General features: G+C 34.4%; 19 protein-coding genes. 18 read left to right on the top strand and 1 reads right to left on the bottom strand.

The window, feature by feature from the left end; genetic code table 11:
• Positions 1-44 precede the first annotated feature (44 nt).
• Positions 45-416 carry a four helix bundle protein gene (locus HZR84_01105; protein ID QNL20607.1) on the bottom strand — a complete coding sequence of 124 codons (372 nt, stop codon included), beginning with the start codon at positions 414-416 and terminating at the stop codon, positions 45-47.
• Positions 417-657: 241 nt separating this feature from the next.
• Here HZR84_01105 and HZR84_01100 point away from each other — a divergent pair, with 241 nt between their 5' ends.
• The 18 genes from HZR84_01100 to HZR84_01015 all read left to right on the top strand — a co-directional run bounded on the left by HZR84_01100 (position 658) and on the right by HZR84_01015 (position 16754).
• Complete coding sequence (locus HZR84_01100) at positions 658-1623, top strand: Gfo/Idh/MocA family oxidoreductase (protein QNL20606.1); 966 nt, start codon at positions 658-660, stop codon at positions 1621-1623.
• 1 nt (position 1624) lies between these two features.
• A complete protein-coding gene (locus HZR84_01095) occupies positions 1625-2140 on the top strand; it encodes a UpxY family transcription antiterminator (protein QNL20605.1) in 516 nt (171 codons plus the stop codon).
• A 94-nt stretch (positions 2141-2234) separates the two neighbouring features.
• Positions 2235-2765 carry an ArsR family transcriptional regulator gene (locus HZR84_01090; protein ID QNL20604.1) on the top strand — a complete coding sequence of 177 codons (531 nt, stop codon included), beginning with the start codon at positions 2235-2237 and terminating at the stop codon, positions 2763-2765.
• A 231-nt stretch (positions 2766-2996) separates the two neighbouring features.
• Positions 2997-3824 (top strand): ABC transporter permease, encoded by an 828-nt coding sequence (locus HZR84_01085; GenBank protein QNL20603.1) that lies wholly within the window; start codon positions 2997-2999, stop codon positions 3822-3824.
• 20 nt (positions 3825-3844) lie between these two features.
• Positions 3845-5290: an MBOAT family protein gene (locus HZR84_01080; GenBank protein QNL20602.1), complete on the top strand. Its 1446-nt coding sequence runs from the start codon at positions 3845-3847 to the stop codon at positions 5288-5290.
• On the top strand, positions 5291-6250 hold the full coding sequence (locus HZR84_01075; GenBank protein ID QNL20601.1) for a hypothetical protein: 960 nt from the start codon (positions 5291-5293) through the stop codon (positions 6248-6250). It begins immediately after the preceding gene.
• A 35-nt stretch (positions 6251-6285) separates the two neighbouring features.
• Positions 6286-7581: an ABC transporter ATP-binding protein gene (locus HZR84_01070; GenBank protein QNL20600.1), complete on the top strand. Its 1296-nt coding sequence runs from the start codon at positions 6286-6288 to the stop codon at positions 7579-7581.
• The gene (locus HZR84_01065; protein QNL20599.1) at positions 7568-8356 is read left to right on the top strand and encodes a sulfotransferase; all 789 of its coding nucleotides are present in this window, start codon (positions 7568-7570) and stop codon (positions 8354-8356) included. The genes HZR84_01070 and HZR84_01065 overlap by 14 nt, the downstream gene beginning before the upstream one ends.
• Before the next feature lie 5 nt (positions 8357-8361).
• Positions 8362-9186, top strand: coding sequence for a sulfotransferase domain-containing protein (locus tag HZR84_01060; GenBank protein ID QNL20598.1), 825 nt, complete (start codon positions 8362-8364; stop codon positions 9184-9186).
• Between the two features lie 6 nt (positions 9187-9192).
• Positions 9193-10278 (top strand): DegT/DnrJ/EryC1/StrS family aminotransferase, encoded by a 1086-nt coding sequence (locus tag HZR84_01055; GenBank protein ID QNL20597.1) that lies wholly within the window; start codon positions 9193-9195, stop codon positions 10276-10278.
• Complete coding sequence (locus HZR84_01050) at positions 10275-10973, top strand: WbqC family protein (protein ID QNL20596.1); 699 nt, start codon at positions 10275-10277, stop codon at positions 10971-10973. The genes HZR84_01055 and HZR84_01050 overlap by 4 nt, the downstream gene beginning before the upstream one ends.
• A 22-nt stretch (positions 10974-10995) precedes the next feature.
• Positions 10996-11763, top strand: coding sequence for a phytanoyl-CoA dioxygenase family protein (locus HZR84_01045; GenBank protein ID QNL20595.1), 768 nt, complete (start codon positions 10996-10998; stop codon positions 11761-11763).
• A 7-nt stretch (positions 11764-11770) separates the two neighbouring features.
• The gene (locus HZR84_01040) at positions 11771-12760 is read left to right on the top strand and encodes a GNAT family N-acetyltransferase (protein QNL20594.1); all 990 of its coding nucleotides are present in this window, start codon (positions 11771-11773) and stop codon (positions 12758-12760) included.
• A complete protein-coding gene (locus HZR84_01035) occupies positions 12757-13380 on the top strand; it encodes a class I SAM-dependent methyltransferase (protein ID QNL20593.1) in 624 nt (207 codons plus the stop codon). The genes HZR84_01040 and HZR84_01035 overlap by 4 nt, the downstream gene beginning before the upstream one ends.
• Entirely contained in the window at positions 13377-13835 is a 459-nt protein-coding gene (locus tag HZR84_01030) for a GNAT family N-acetyltransferase (GenBank protein ID QNL20592.1), read from the top strand. Before HZR84_01035 ends, HZR84_01030 begins: the two co-directional genes overlap by 4 nt.
• A gap of 10 nt (positions 13836-13845) precedes the next feature.
• On the top strand, positions 13846-14781 hold the full coding sequence (locus tag HZR84_01025) for a hypothetical protein (GenBank protein ID QNL20591.1): 936 nt from the start codon (positions 13846-13848) through the stop codon (positions 14779-14781).
• Positions 14774-15739: a glycosyltransferase family 2 protein gene (locus tag HZR84_01020; protein QNL20590.1), complete on the top strand. Its 966-nt coding sequence runs from the start codon at positions 14774-14776 to the stop codon at positions 15737-15739. Before HZR84_01025 ends, HZR84_01020 begins: the two co-directional genes overlap by 8 nt.
• Positions 15711-16754, top strand: coding sequence for a GNAT family N-acetyltransferase (locus tag HZR84_01015; protein QNL20589.1), 1044 nt, complete (start codon positions 15711-15713; stop codon positions 16752-16754). Before HZR84_01020 ends, HZR84_01015 begins: the two co-directional genes overlap by 29 nt.

Below are 16754 nucleotides of genomic sequence, written 5' to 3'. Positions count from 1 at the left end.
TCCCCTGAATTTTAGAGCGTTTCTATGAGTTGAGAGTTTAGGGTTTAGGCTTGCGCTCCAATTCGGCTTTTTCGTAAGCCGGAAAGTAGTTTTGAGATTATGTCAATTTCATTTCTAATGCTATTATACTCTGAAATTGACAGGTAGTTTAGATCTAATCCCAAGATTAGTTGGCTTAATAGCTCCATTAGGCTGCTATGAGCAATATTGTAAAAATGAGATTGATCTTTGGATGTGCTTCTTGAAGATCCTTCGGCAATATTAGAACTAATTGAAATCGAAGCTCTTCTCATTTGATTGACTAAGCTGAATTTCTCGGAATCAGGAAAAAATGAGCTGATTCTATAAATATCGATAGATAATTCTCTTGATTTTTGCCAAACATTTAGTTTCTCGAAAGAGTATATATGTTTCATTTAACTATGAAAATAACAGGTATTATTTTTCTTTTATTGAGAAATTAGTGAATCGTTGGTACGGTTGTTTGAATACATCGTATTTTACCCTAAACCCTTTCAAATGAATATTCATAAGCCATAAAATAAAAGTATCCAATTAACCCAAACGAATCCTTCTAATATTGTGAATCATAATTGTTAATACTTAAAATTGCATATTGAACGAGCTAAACTCTAAGCACTAAACACTAAACTAAATTTGAAAAACTTCGCTCTCATCGGTGCTGCCGGCTATATAGCACCGCGACATTTAAAAGCTATAAAAGAAACCGGAAATAAATTAACTGCTGCCGTTGACAAACACGACTGTGTGGGAATTATGGACTCATTCTTTCCAAAAGCTGCTTTTTTTACCGAATTCGAACGATTTGACAGGCATTTAGAAAAAGAAAAAAGAGAAAATCATCAGGCAGATTACATCAGCATATGCACACCCAATTATATGCACGATGCCCACATCCGTTTTGCATTGCGCTACGGAGCTGATGCAATTTGTGAAAAGCCACTCGTTTTAAATCCCTGGAATGTTGACCACCTTTTGGAATTGCAAAAGGAATCAGGTAAAAAAGTTTATAACATTTTGCAATTAAGGCTTCATCCAAGTGTTATTGCTTTAAAACAAAAAATTGAAGCTGAGCCGAATAAGATACATGACATCGATCTAACTTATATTACCTCTCGGGGCAACTGGTATTACGCCTCATGGAAAGGAGACATTAATAAATCGGGTGGAATAGCTACAAATATTGGAATTCATTTTTTTGACATGCTGATGTGGATTTTTGGGCCGGTTCAGAAACGCAAAATTCATTTGCATGAACACGATCGCGCGAGTGGATTTCTGGAATTAAAAAATGCAAGAGTAAGATGGTTTTTGAGTATTAACGCAGAAACACTTCCCGAAAAGGTAAAAAAATCGGGATTAAGCACTTACAGATCCCTAACAATTGAGGGCGAAGAGTTTGAGTTTAGCAAGGGTTTTAATGATCTGCATACGAGGAGTTATGAAAATATAATGTCTGGAAATGGCTTTGAGCTCTCAGAAGCAAAACCCTCTATCAATGAAGTGTTTGAGATTCGTCAAGCGGAAACGCAACCTCTAAAGGACGATTATCATCCCTTGGCAAAATTACCCCTGGCACATCATCCTTTCACTAAATCCTGAGATGTCTGAAAAGAAATGGCTGGTATTTTACACCAAAAGCAGGCATGAGAAAAAATGTTTGGACCTTCTTTTGCGCAGAGGCTATGAGGCATGGCTACCCATGGTAAAGGAATTAAGACAATGGTCTGATCGCAAAAAAAAAGTAGAAGCCCCTCTCTTTCGCTCTTACATTTTTGTCAAATTGGAGGAACATCAGCTTAGGGAAGTTCTTCAATTGCCGGGTATTTCATGGAACATTCGTCACAATGACAAACCCGCTGTACTCCATTCAAAAGACAAGGAAATCATTGAACAAATTCTGGAATCGGGATATGCCATAGAGGAAGAATCGGATATTAGCGATTTCGAAAAGGGTAAAAAAGTTATAATTACTTCAGGCGCCTTGAAAAACAACACAGCCATTGTACTATCAAAAGATAGCCCTTTCGTACTTATTCAGCTTGAAAGCATCGACAAAAACATCAAGGTAAAGCTCCCATTTGATACTTTAAAGCTAATTAATACAAGTGATGAGTAAAAAAACTACTCATATCTTGTTTTTTATAATTCGTAATTCGTAATTTGACATTTAATCAACGTAGCCATTGCGAAGTTGATTGTAATTGGTAGAATTGCTCGAAACACTCATCACATCTAAGACCAGAATAAAATTGCTGGTCAAATTTTTTTCAAACGCTCACAGCAAGGGCTATTTGCGGAGTTTGGCCAATGAATTTGGTGAATCCACCAATGCGATCCGACTGGAACTTAATAATTTAAGTGAAGCCGGATTTTTAGTTTCCGAAGAAGCTGGAAGAACCATAGAATACCGTGCAAATAGCAAACACCCACTATTTCCAGAATTAAAAAACCTCGCCATGAAATATTTGGGACTGGATAAGATCGCTGAAGAGGTGGTTCAGAAATTGGGGGATGTAAAAGGCGCATTTATTCACGGTGATTATACTAAAGGCATAGATAGCGGTTTGATTGATCTGGTTTTGATTGGCGAGGTAAACAGAGACAATCTTCATCGATTGGTTGCAAAAGCTGAGAAGATGATTAAAAGAAAAATTAGAGCCATGATTCTCTCCGAAGAAGAGTTTATTGGCTTAAAAGATAAATTAGAAGCTGATCAGGCCATTTGGCTGTGGAGGGCATAGACGATTGACGATGGATTAAAACGACCATGGCCATGGTCGATCGTCCATTGTCCAATTGAATCCTTCAGTTGAAACTTGACAACTGATTGAATAGCGAATTCTAATGAACCATCCTGCTCTGTTCATGTGACTGAGGAGGCGAAGCTGTGTCAAATCAATTGGCAATTAGAAATGAGCAATTAGTAATTTTGAAACAGACCTGCACCTAAACTCTAAACCCTAAACCCTAGCGTGGAAAATAAGCAAATAACAATAATCAAACCACAAAAAGGCTGGCAACTGATAGATGTTAAAGAAATTATCAGATACAAGGATTTGTTATATTTTTTGGTTTTGCGCGGAATTAAAGCAAAGTATGCGCAATCGGTTTTAGGTGTTAGCTGGGCGGTAATACAACCATTGGTTCAAACAGTTGTATTTACGCTGATTTTTGGAAAATTAGCGCGATTGGGCAGCGATGGTGTGCCGTACATTCTATTCAGTTTTGCAGCAATGGTTCCCTGGCATTATTTCAGTGGTATGTTAACCGAATCTTCAAATAGTTTGACTGCAAATAAAGCCCTATTGTCAAAAGTTTATTTTCCGCGTTTGATTTTACCTTTATCAGCTGTTTTTACAAAATTCATTGATTTTTCAATTGGGTTTATCGTGATGATAGGATTGTTTTTATACTATAATTTTATTCCCTCATACAATATCATTTATTTGCCGATTCTATTATTGATAATGGTGCTCACTTCCATTGGTTCGGGGATGATCTTATCTGCGTTAGCGGTTCAGTTCAGAGACGTAAACCACGCCATGTCATTTATGGTAAGAATCTTAATGTATTCGGCTCCTGTAGTGTATTCCATATCAATAATTCCGGAAAAATATTTGTATTTCTATGCCCTCAACCCTATGGTAGGCGTAATTGAAGGAATGCGGTCTTCATTCCTGGGCACAAAAGCTATGCCCTGGGATTTAATTGGCATAGGGGCAATGGTATCGGTTTTACTCTTTGTTTTTGGCTCCTTTTATTTTAGAAAAATGGAAAGAAACTTCGCCGATGTGGCCTAAATCTAAATTAGAGCTAATACATGCTATTTAACTCCATTGATTTTGCGGTATTTCTTCCAATTGTATTCGGCATATACTGGCTGCTTAGAAATAAGCTGCAATGGCAAAATCTCTTTGTGGTCATCGCCAGTTATATTTTTTACGGCTGGTGGGATTGGCGTTTTCTGTCGCTGATAATTTTCAGTACCCTTGTGGATTATTTGGTCGGTCTGCGTTTGGAAATGACTTCCACCAAACAAAAACGCAAGTATCTTCTGATTCTGAGTCTTTTAACCAATCTGGGATTACTCGGCTTCTTCAAATACTATAATTTTTTCCTCGATAATTTCACAAGGGCCTTCTCATTTTTTGGCACAGAAATCAATGGTGATTCACTGAATATCGTGTTACCGGTGGGCATAAGTTTTTACACCTTTCAAACGTTGAGTTATACCATCGATATCTACCGCAACAACTTAAAACCCACACGCGATTTTCTGGCCTTTGCAGCCTTTGTGAGTTTTTTTCCACAGCTGGTGGCCGGACCCATTGAACGCGCGGTTCATCTTTTACCTCAATTTTTCAAAAAACGCGTCTTCGATTATGGCCTTGCAGTAGATGGCTGTCGACAAATATTGTGGGGTTTGTTCAAAAAGGTAGTGATAGCTGACAACTGCGCCTATTATGTCAATATGATCTTTGACAATCCGGAGAGCTATTCGGGGAGCACATTATTATTAGGAGCAGTGCTCTTTGCATTTCAGATATACGGCGACTTCTCGGGTTACTCTGACATCGCCATAGGTACGGCCCGTCTTTTTGGTTTTGACCTGATGAAAAATTTTGCTTTCCCGTATTTCTCCAGAGACATAGCTGAATTCTGGAGACGCTGGCATATTTCCCTTTCCACCTGGTTTCGCGATTATTTATACATACCTCTGGGAGGAAGCAAAGGATCCAAATACATGCAGATAAGAAACATCATGATCATATTTGTGGTGAGTGGTTTTTGGCATGGCGCCAATTGGACCTTTATTGTTTGGGGTGCTTTAAATGCTCTCTACTTTTTACCCTTGATGATCCTTGGACAGAATCGAAAAAATCTGGATACAGCAGGAGAGGGCCGTTTCTTTCCGGATATAAAAACCATTTTATCCATTGGAATTACCTTTTTAATTACCTGTCTGGCATGGATATTTTTTAGATCGGAATCCATTGCCCATGCGATGGACTATTACAGCCATATGCTGAGCATGGATCTGTTTTCAATTCCTTTTACGAAAGATTTTCTATTTCTAAAAGTATTGCTGCTTTTAATATTGGTATTTACCATGGTGGAATGGCAAGGTAGGACAAATGAATTTGCCATTCAGAAAATGTTTGGTTTAAAATCAAGGCCACTGCGTTGGCTGGCTTATTATGCAATCGTATTTGCAATTATTTTATTAGCGGGAAAACAAGAGGAGTTTATTTATTTCCAGTTTTAAGTGAGAAGATTTCTTAAAACCCTATTATTCTTTTTTATTTTGTTGCTGGCAGTCATCTATCCTTTGGATCGGCTGTTTTCAATATCACTTGCTAAAACAGAAATCGGTGAGTTTTCAGTATGGAATGACATTTTGGAAGCGGAAGTCGAAGATCCTCTTCTTATTTATGGAAGTTCCAGAGCCTGGGTTCAAATCGATCCGCAAATAATTGAGGATTCATTAGGAATTTCCGCCTATAATTTTGGAATTGACGGGCACAATTTTCAATTGCAATATTTGAGACACAGCCTAAATCTGAAATACAATGGAAGTCCTGAATACATAATTCAAATTGTCGATCATGCCACTTTACAAAAAAGGCCCGATTTATATAATCTAAATCAATTTCTTCCATACATGCTCTTCAATGAGCATTTTTATAAATACACCTCGGATTATCTGGGCTTTGAAAAATACGATTTCTTTATTCCATTGATCCGCTATTCAGGCAACACCAATGCAATGGCCAATATTCTATTTTCATGGTATGGGAAAGTGGATTCAAAAAAAATTCGGTATAAGGGTTTTAGGGCAAATGATAAAACATGGAACAAAGATTTTGACAGGGCAAAAAACAAATTTAAATCCTATAAAATCGATTTGGATTCTCAGAGTATAGATCTTTTTGAGGATTTTATAATTGAATGCCAAAACAATTCCACGAAATTGATTCTGGTTTACCCACCTGAATATATCGAAGGCCAGTTATTTATAGAGAATAGGGCATCCTTAATCAATTTGTATGAAAATATAGCTTCAAAACACAGTTTGCTATTTCTGGACTACTCCAAAGATGAAATCAATTATAACAAAGACTTTTTTTATAATGTCTTGCATTTAAATAAAAATGGTTCAAAGGTTTTCAGCGCAACCCTGGCCAATGATTTAAAGTCAATTTTAAAGCCTCAAATTGTTATTTAACTCCATTGATTTTGCTGATTTAAGCCAATATATAAATGACTAATTCCAATATTGTAATTTCTGTCAAAAATATAAGCAAACGCTATCGCTTAGGAACTCATGAAAAGGCCGACACTTTTGCAGGCCATATTAAAAATGCGATTACTTACCCCTTGCGTAACCTTAGACGGATTATGCGATTGAGTTCTTTCAAGGATGGGGAAGACGATACCATTTTTTGGGCTTTGAAAGATATTAGTTTTGAAGTCAAAAAAGGTGAGGTGCTGGGAATCATTGGGCATAATGGGGCTGGGAAGAGTACCCTATTAAAAATTTTAAGCCGAATAACACCACCGAGCGGCGGAGAGATTGAAATTAAAGGCAGAGTTTCTTCACTGCTGGAAGTTGGAACAGGCTTTCACCCTGAGCTTAGTGGCCGCGATAATATCTATATGAACGGGACCATATTGGGGATGACCAAAAGGGAGATCGATTCAAAACTGGATGAAATCATTGATTTTGCCGGTGTGCACAAACACATAGATACCCCTGTTAAATTTTACTCCAGCGGAATGAAAGTTCGTTTGGGGTTTAGTGTAGCAGCACACCTTGAACCCGAAATCTTAATTATAGACGAAGTACTGGCAGTAGGTGATGCAGAATTTCAGAAAAAATGTCTTGGTAAAATGGAAGATATTTCCGGGCAAGGCAGAACCGTACTATTTGTAAGCCATAACATGAATGCGGTTAAATCTTTATGCCCGAAGGCGTTATTGCTAAAAAATGGCAATCTTGTGTTCAAGGGTGAGTCTGAAGCAGTGGTAGATCGTTACTTATCCATCAATAAAATTGGTGATTCAAAGTATTTATTTGATGAGGAAGGAGATCTAAAGGAAGACTTTATTAAAATAAATTCACTTCAAATTCATTCTGAAGATCATAACTTAACAAATCATTTTCCAATGGACAAGAATATATTGATTTTGCTTGAATTTGAATTTCTTCAAAAGCCATCAAATGATTTTGGATTTACATTACAATTCAAGAATGAGAGAGGAGATATTCTATTTGTAACTAGTTCAAGAAATATTCAATTCCAAAAATTCAATACTGGCAATCATAAGATCCAATGTACAATACCTTCCCCATTTTTTAATGAAGGAGAATTTTCAGTTAATTTTCATATCGTAAAATTTGGGATGGAAACGAGGTTGTTGAAAAAATATATAGATGTCGTTTTTTTTAGGATTGGCCCTCCAAACCAAAAATTAGGAGAATGGATGGGGAAATCAAAAGGTTGGTTAAAGCCACAGTTTAATTGGGAAGAAATAAGTGAGGATGCCAATTATTAATGTCTTATACAGAGTTAGGTTGTTAAAAAAATGTTCAGCATTTATTATAGGCGCTCAGAAATCGGGGACTACAGAATTATTTGAAACACTAAAAGATCATCCACAAATAATTACTTCATTTAATAAAGAAGTTCACTTTTTCTCTTCTGAACATAAATATTTAAATCAAGGTGTCAGTTGGTATTATAAACAATTCCCTAAAATTTCTTTTTGGTCTTCAAAAATTCTTTTAGAAGCTACTCCATCTTACTTGTTTTTTCCTAAAGCATTAGAACGATTAAAAAAATATAATCCAAATGCGAAGATAATTGTATTACTAAGAAATCCTGTCAAAAGAGCCTATTCAGCTTGGAATATGTTTTCAAATTTATATAAAGACGAAGGTCGAGAAAAAAAATTATTGGAGACCAGGCCATTTGAAGTAGCAATAGATAATGAATTAAACAAAGTACAAGACACTATGAATATACATTTTTATCTTGACAAAGGAATTTACATTAATCAGATTTTAAATCTTTTTAAAATTTTTGATAGGGATCAAATATTGATATTGGAAAGTGAAAAATATTGGCAGAATAAAAAGAAATTTAACCTATTAATTTGTGAATTTCTAGATGTTACACCATTTGATTTTGTTGAAAAAAATAAAAAGCAAAAAGCAAAAGGCTCATATCAGTATGAAATTTCTAAGGAGACTCATAAAAAATTAATAGATTTTTATTCTCCTTACAATAAGAGATTATCAGAATTAATTGGTGAAGATTTTAATTGGTGATTAAAATGATCCCTTCCAAACAAAAACGCGAAAAAATCAATAATTATTTCGTTCAATTTGGATACCACACAAAACCATCCTTTCTAATTGTAGGTGCACAAAAGGCAGGAACATCAGCTTTGTTTCAATATCTGTCTTCACATTCAGAAATCATAGCTCCTCCGATTAAGGAAATGGGCTATTTTTCAAACGATTCATTATATAAACTGAGGGGTCATTATTATTACCATACTAATTTTCCAAAACCTCATCAAATCAATAAAAATCAGATTACATTTGAAGCAACACCTGAGTATTTATACCATCCTGAATGTGCAAAAAGAATCTTTAATTATGATCCAAAAATTAAAATTATAATTTTATTGAGAGAGCCCGTTTCAAGGGCTTATTCAGCTTGGACAATGTATCATAATTTTCACCTGTCAAGGAATCATTTTAAACTAGAGGATAAGCGTACTTTTGAAGAGGCAATTCAAAATGAACTAATGAATATTGAATCAGTAAATTGGTATCGCGATCCATACGGCTATTTAAGAAGAGGAATTTATTATGATCAGGTAAATAATTATTTGAAGGTTTTTCCAAAAGATCAAATAATGATATTGGAAAGTAATTATTACAAATTAAACGTCGAGTTAGTTCATAAAGAAATTTTAAATTTTATTGGAATTGATAATAAACAAAAACTGCGTGCCTCAAATATGAATGAAAGAAAGTATCATTTAAAAATTAATTCTGATACGGGAGCCATTCTTAAAAATTTATTTAAACCATACAATGAAAAACTATTCAATTTAATTGGACAAGAATTTGATTGGAATAAAAACTAAATCATTTTGATTCCGGTGACCAAACCATATTTACCATCAAAAGAAAAATTTAAAAAATATGTTGATGACATATGGAAAAGACAGTGGCTAACCAATAATGGTCCACTGGTCAATGAATTTGAGCTTCTTTTAAAAGAATATCTGAAAGTCGAACACCTGGCATATGTTGGCAATGGGACAATAGCACTTCAAATTGCTATTAAAGCCCTTGAACTAAAGGGTGAAATAATTACCACACCTTTCTCCTACGTTGCCACTTCCAGCAGTATTGTTTGGGAGCAATGCAAACCAATTTATGTTGATATTTCTCCGGAAACCTTCAATATAGACCCTAGTAAAATAGAAGAGTCTATCACCCATAAAACATCAGCAATACTGGCAACACATTGCTTTGGAAATCCATGTGACATTGAATCAATAGAAAAAATTGCCAATAAGCATAAGCTAAAAGTAATTTATGATGCGGCGCATTGTTTTGGTACAAATTATAAAGGAAAGTCTATTCTTGAATACGGCGATCTAAGTACCCTAAGTCTTCATGCAACTAAAATAATGCATTCAACAGAAGGAGGATTGATCGTTACAAGACATCCGGAAATTCTTAAAAAAGTAGCTTTTATGAGGAACTTTGGTCATTCAGGACCAACAACTTTTCATGGACTCGGTATCAATGGTAAAAACTCTGAATTTCACGCTGCCATGGGGCTTTGTGTTCTCGAGGATATAGACTTGATTCTTGAAAGTCGCAAAGAACAGTCAAAATATTATGATATGATATTAAAACCTCTTGTTTATAAAAAACAGCAAATTGAGAGTTCTTGTGATTACAATTTTTCTTATTATCCTATACTGTTAAACGATGAACAAGAAGTTCTAGAAATAAAAAAAGTTCTTGAAGAAGCTGAAATTTTTCCACGTCGATACTTCTACCCTTCGCTTTCCAAATTAGATTATGTAACTCAAAAGGAAACCCCAATATCTGATGATATTTCTTCACGGATTCTCTGTCTTCCTTTATATCACGATTTGACGAAGGAAGAACAGGATATGATCTCAAGATTAATGCAAAGAACACAAAAATACGGTTTGTGAAGCTAGCAATTATGCAACCTTATATATTCCCCTATTTGGGCTATTTTCAGTTAATCAATGCAGTAGATAAATTTATATTTTATGATGATGTTAATTTCATTAAAAAGGGCTGGATTAATAGAAATCAGATTTTAATAAATGGGCGGGTTCATAAATTTTCTATACCACTTCTCGAGGCTAGTCAAAATAAGAAAATCAATGAAATAGAAGTGTCTTCAGAGGATAAATGGAGAAAAAAGTTATTGAAAAGTATTGAAATGGCATACAAAAAGTCACCCTTTTTCGACAAAGTATTCCCAATAGTTGTTAGAAGTATCAATAATAAAGAAACGAACCTTTCAAAGTTTATAATAAATTCATTGAAAGAAGTTATTGATTACCTTGATTTGACCACTGCTATTGTTTATAGCTCAAAAGGTTATAATAATCAAGATCTTAGCGGTCAGGATCGGATTATCGATATTTGCAAAAAGGAAGGCTGTGATCATTATATAAATCCAATAAATGGCCGTTTATTGTATGATAAAAAACGATTTGATAATGAAAGAATGAAACTAAATTTTATTAGCACAGGAGAATTACAGTATAATCAATATTCAAAAGACTTTGTCCCTTACCTTTCCATTATCGATGTTATGATGTTTAATAAAAAGTCAATTATTAAAGATCTTTTAGAAGAATATGAATTGGTTTAATTAAAGAATAAATTTTTGCAAGATGAAACAATATGATAAGCAATCTTTTTTAGAAGAATTTAATGATAAAGGATACGTCATTATTGACAATGTTGTTGATAGTGATTTCATTAAAAGGGCTACAAAAGAGTTAGAACTGGCGCTGAAAAAGGAGTTGGAATTCGTAGGAACTAAAGATTATAAGTTTTACGGTTATGTATTGTCAAATGCCAAATATGGTGGGGCTTTTCTTGATTTGTTGGATAACAAAAAAGTCACAGATCCAATGGATTGGGTGCTAGGTGAGAACTCAATATTATATTCGTATACCTCTTCGTCCATGCCACCCAAATCCGGAAATGATTCGAGTCATGTCCATGTGGATTGCCCTATTTATTTAGATGATTATATTTTACGAATGGGGGTGTTAATTCCATTGGTTGATTTTACTCCTGAAAACGGAGCAACATACTATTTAGAGGGCAGTCAGAAAAGCGAACAAATGCCCGACGATGATGAATTTTATAAGAACGCACAAAGATTGACAATTAAAGCCGGCACAGCTTGGTTTTTTAATACCAGAATGTGGCATGCTGGAGGTAAGAACAATTCTGAATCGTGGAGACATGCTATCACTTTAAATGTTTGTAGACCATGGATGAAACAATATATAGACACCCCGAGATTGCTTAAGGATATCGATTTATCCAATGTTTCAGAAAAAGTATTGCAGAAGCTTGGCTTTTACAGTCAACCTCCTACTTCATATGAAGAATATTTTGACCCAAATAGAAAGAGGTTGTTTTTGTAGCATTCGCATGTCTTTAGAAGTAAAAATTATAAAACTAGAAGATAAAAAAGAATGGAATCTGGCGCTTAAAGATTTAAGTTATTCTATTTTCCATTCTTGGGAATATTGTAATGCTTTAAGCTATTCACAAGAAAAAGAAATTTCGTTATTAAGAATTGACTTTAATGATTCTGGGGCAATTAGTGTTTTTTCCAAACGCAGTAAAGATGGAACTGCACAAGATATTTATACACCTTATGGTTTTGGAGGCATTATATTTTGGGGCACTGAATCTGATAGTGTAGAATTAACAATGTTAGATTGGTTTAAGTCTCAAAATGTCGCAACAGCCTATTTAATGTCTCATCCATTATTCGGTGGAAAACCATCCGATTTATTTGAATGTAATAGAACATCTTTTTTGCTGGATCTTAGATTAAGTGAAGATCAGCTTTGGTCAAGCATGGCTAAAGGTCATAAATATGAGTTAAAAAAAGTATACAAAGATTTATCAATTGCCATAAATTCAGATAAAGGACTCATTATAAGTAAATTACCTAAATTATATGCAGACACCCTTGACAGAGTTGGCGCGGGTGAAAACTATCATTTTAAAGAACAAACACTTTTAGAATTAATAGATTTAGATTCCACGATTGCATTAGCCGGAACAATTAATGGTGAGGTACATGCCGTCGTAATATTATTATCGAATAAGAATTGTGCAGAGTATTTTATTAATGCTACGGATGATAAGGGAAGAAATCTTACCAGGTTATTACTTTGGGAAGGAATTAAAAGTTTAAAAGCCAAAGGTATATTAAAGTTCAATCTTGGAGGTGGAGCAAGTGAAGGAGATCATTTAGAAGCTTTTAAAAGGAGGTTTGGTGGAGAAAAATCCCTTATCCCTGTTTATAAGAAAATAGTAGATAGGCAAACGTATCTGGATTTGTGTGATCGAATTTGTAAAGGACCAATTGATTCAGATTATTTTCCGGCATATTGGAAAAAATCATGAAAGATTATAAAACACTAAAAGAGCATTACGAAAAAAAATTAAAAGAACATGGCCCCACTGCCAGGGGAATGGATTGGCCAAATCCTGAGGATCTTGATAGCAGATTCAAAGTCTTGACGAGTATAATTGCCGAAAAAAACGTGACATTACTTGACCTTGGGTGTGGGGCAGGCTTACTAATTGATTTTATGAAACGGAATCAATTGGATGATATCACCTATTTCGGCTCTGATATTTCTGAAAAGATGATTTCCGCTGCAAAAGAAAAATATACGGATAATGAATTCGAAGTGCGCGACATACTTGATCAGCCTTATGAACAGGGTCAATTTGATTATGTGATCATGAACGGTGTACTAACAGAGAAACGTGAAATGAGTCAGGCACAAATGATCGATTTTGCACAAAACATCATTCAATCTGCTTTCAAAAGCTGTCGCAAAGGGCTGGCATTCAATGTGATGAGCACCCATGTAGATTGGAAACGTGAAGACCTTTTTCATTGGGAACTTGATGAAGTAGTTTCATTCCTGGTAGCGAAATGTTCAAGACATATTAGGATTCTGATGGATTACGGACTATATGAATATACTGTTCATATTAGAAAGGAATTAATGTGAAAATTATTGAAGTAAAGGAAGATTACAGAGACTTATATGTCAAAACGCTTCGTCACCTTATACATAGCACCATTAATTTACCGCAGGAAGCTTTGAGCTATTTTTCGGATCCTTGGACTGCTGATAAAGTTAAAAGCTCCAAAGATTGGGTCTTTCTATTGGCGTTGGACGAAAATAAGCCTTCGGGGGTTATTCTTGGAACCCCTGTTGAAGGTGGAGTTGGTACCATAATCTGGGTTTTGGTAGATAATACAAACCAGAAAAAAGGAATAGGGACAGCCTTGTTTCATGAGGCTTGTAAATTATATAAAGAGAAAAAAGCTCATAAAGTTAAACTAACTGTTCCAAATCGAAGGACAGTTGAATTTTACGAAAAAGTCGGAATGGTCCTCGAAGGTGAGCATAAAAATCACTGGTGGGGAAATGATTTTTGGTCAATGGGATTACAATTATAATTCGGATATTATGAAATGGAATAAATTAGGACTTGTTTTTGATCTTAGAAAAGAAAAACCAGATTGGGTAAAAAGTCATGCGATGACACCGACCCCTTTATTACTGAAAGATAAAATTAGAGTTTATTTCACTGGAAGAAGTCAAAAAGGTGAAAGTATGATTTCTTATGTGGACTTAGACAGAAAAGATCCATCAAAAATTTTATATATCAAAAAAGAACCTGTTATGGAAATTGGTGGAATTGGAATGTTTGACGATTGCGGAACAATATGTACTTGCGCAATTCAGGAAAATAATGAGATTTACCTTTATTATACAGCTTATAGTGTAAGTTTTAAAGTTCCTTATAAAAATGCAGTAGGGCTTGGTGTCAGTAAAGATAATGGAGATACATTTCTAAGAAAATATGATGGCCCGATACTTGATCGCTCAAAGTTTGAACCTTTTTTCGTCATCTCTCCATGGGTAATGCATTTTAATAACACCTGGCATATGTGGTATGCTTCTGCTACAGATTGGGTCTTGGTAGATAATAAACCCGAATCAGTATATCATATTAAATATGCTCACTCTAAAAATGGACTGGATTGGGAAAGAGATAATATTACATGCATTGAACCTCTTACAAAGGAAGAGGCTAATGCAAGACCAACTGTAATTCACGAAAATGGCAAGTTAAAAATGTGGTTTACATATCGCGGGAGTAGGGATTTTAGAGACGGCCCGGAAAGTTATCGAATTGGATATGCTGAAGCTGTTGAGCAAAGCCCAACAAAGTGGAGCAGAATGGATGATAAATCCGGATTGGAAATAGGTGAAACTAACTATGATAATCTAATGCAAGCTTACCCCGCAGTTGTAAAAGATGGAGACAGAAAGATACTTTTTTATAATGGAAATGGATTTGGTGTAAACGGTTTCTGTGTGGCAATAGCTAATGAATAAATCAGAAAATAAAGAACCATTATTGTCAATTTGTACTGTCGCATACAACCATGAAAATTATATTAATGATTGTCTTAAAGGACTTTTGAATCAAAAAACTAATTTCAAATATGAAATACTGGTACATGATGATGCTTCAACAGATTCTACACAATCTATAATAAAAGAATGTGAATCTAAGAATCGAGGAAAAATTAGAGCAATTTACCAGTCTGATAATCAATGGATTAGAAAAAATATTAATCCACTTTCTCAATTTTTAATTCCCAAAGCAAAAGGCAAATATTTAGCCTTATGTGAAGGGGATGATTTTTGGATTGATGATAACAAACTTCAAAAACAGGTTGACTTTCTTGAATCTAACCCTGATTTTAACATTTGCGGACATGTTACGGGTGTAATTATTGAAGATAACATTGAATATAATAGTGAAAAGCGTCCTAATTCCAAATATGTTGGAAGAAAACTATACCAGAAAGACATTGTCAAAATGATGACAAAAGTAGGTCCAACTTTTCATACTTCCAGTTTTGTTTTCAGAAAATCTGCTTTGACAGATAAAAATTTAATATCAAAATCTACAGTGGGCGATTATGTGATTTTGTTAAATATGACTAATTATGGCTTTGCTTATGTATTACCGGATGAAATGTCAGTTTATAGAAAAACAATACAAGGATTTAGTCATAAAAATGAGAACGATAGCTTTAAACATTCCAGGAACAAAGTAAAGTTTTTTAGTTCCATGAATCAATATACTTCCGGAAAATACAAAGAACTGTTTAATCCCAGAATTGTGTCGGGTTACAAAGGTTTAATGAGATATTATATTGAAAAGAAAAACTGGTTTAAATCCTTTTATTATTTTTTGCAGTTGATACGTATTGACCGCTCTCAAATGCGATTATATTACGAATTAAAAGGACTTTTTGGGGATAGTAAAGACAATCAGGGGTAATAATTACAATATTCACTCCCAAAAAGAATGGTTTAAAATCTACAACAAGAATTTTAGTATCAACACTAAAAATATTGTTAATCTGGGAAAAGAAAATTCAGAATTTCAATTTGAAATTAGGGAACAAGTCCGATATCGATTATTTAATGAAAAGCATCTCTTCCCACTAGGTCACGGCCCCAATGATTTTGTATTATTTCCATTATTAAATGAAGGCTACAAGGAATTTGCTAATTCCTGTAAAGATCACCTTTTAAGCATTATAGATAAATGGGATTTCTTGCATTTGTATTATGTCCCTGAATCATCTTCGGGCTGGTTTGAATTTAAATCATCTATGGAAGAGGCTGGATTTCAGGTTTCCATTCGTAGACATCGACATTTCTATTTTGTTGATACGACAGCAGATTGGGATAGCTATTATAATGATTTTCTTCACAAAAGTCTAAGGGATGTTAGAGGTAGGTTTAATCGATTGAAGAAAGCTAATTTAAGCTATAAAGTGGTTGAACAACACGAAAATATAAAAGATCATCTTGAAAAGCTATTAACAATTTATGATCAACGAAGACAAAGCACTGGTCAGCAAAATGCATTTTCAAGAAATGCCCATAGAAAAATGCTTGAGGAGGTAGTAGAGGTTTATGAAAAAAAGGGATGGATTCAATTGTCGTATCTTTTAGGTAGTGATGATAAAATATGGGCTTATCAATTGGATTTTCTGAAAGATGGTATTCAGTATCATTATACCCCGGCCTTTGACGAAAATTATAAGTTTTATTCACCAAGTAAAATACTGTTATTCGAAACCCTTAAATCTGCTTTTCACAATCCTAAAATCATTCAGTTTAATTTCATGAGAGGGGAATCACCTTATAAAACCCAATATGCCAGAGAAAAAGAAGATTATATTTTTATGGATATTGAAAACAGAAACTCTAAAAATTTGAAGCGAATAAAAAAATTTAAGAAAGTAGTCGATTTAAAGAATAAGTTATTATCAAGACACAATTAA

Source organism: Hyphobacterium sp. CCMP332 (assembly GCA_014323545.1).
Lineage (GTDB): Bacteria > Bacteroidota > Bacteroidia > Cytophagales > CCMP332 > CCMP332.
The sequence above is the reverse complement of the archived record's forward strand: the minus strand, read 5'-3'. Positions and strand labels throughout refer to the sequence as shown.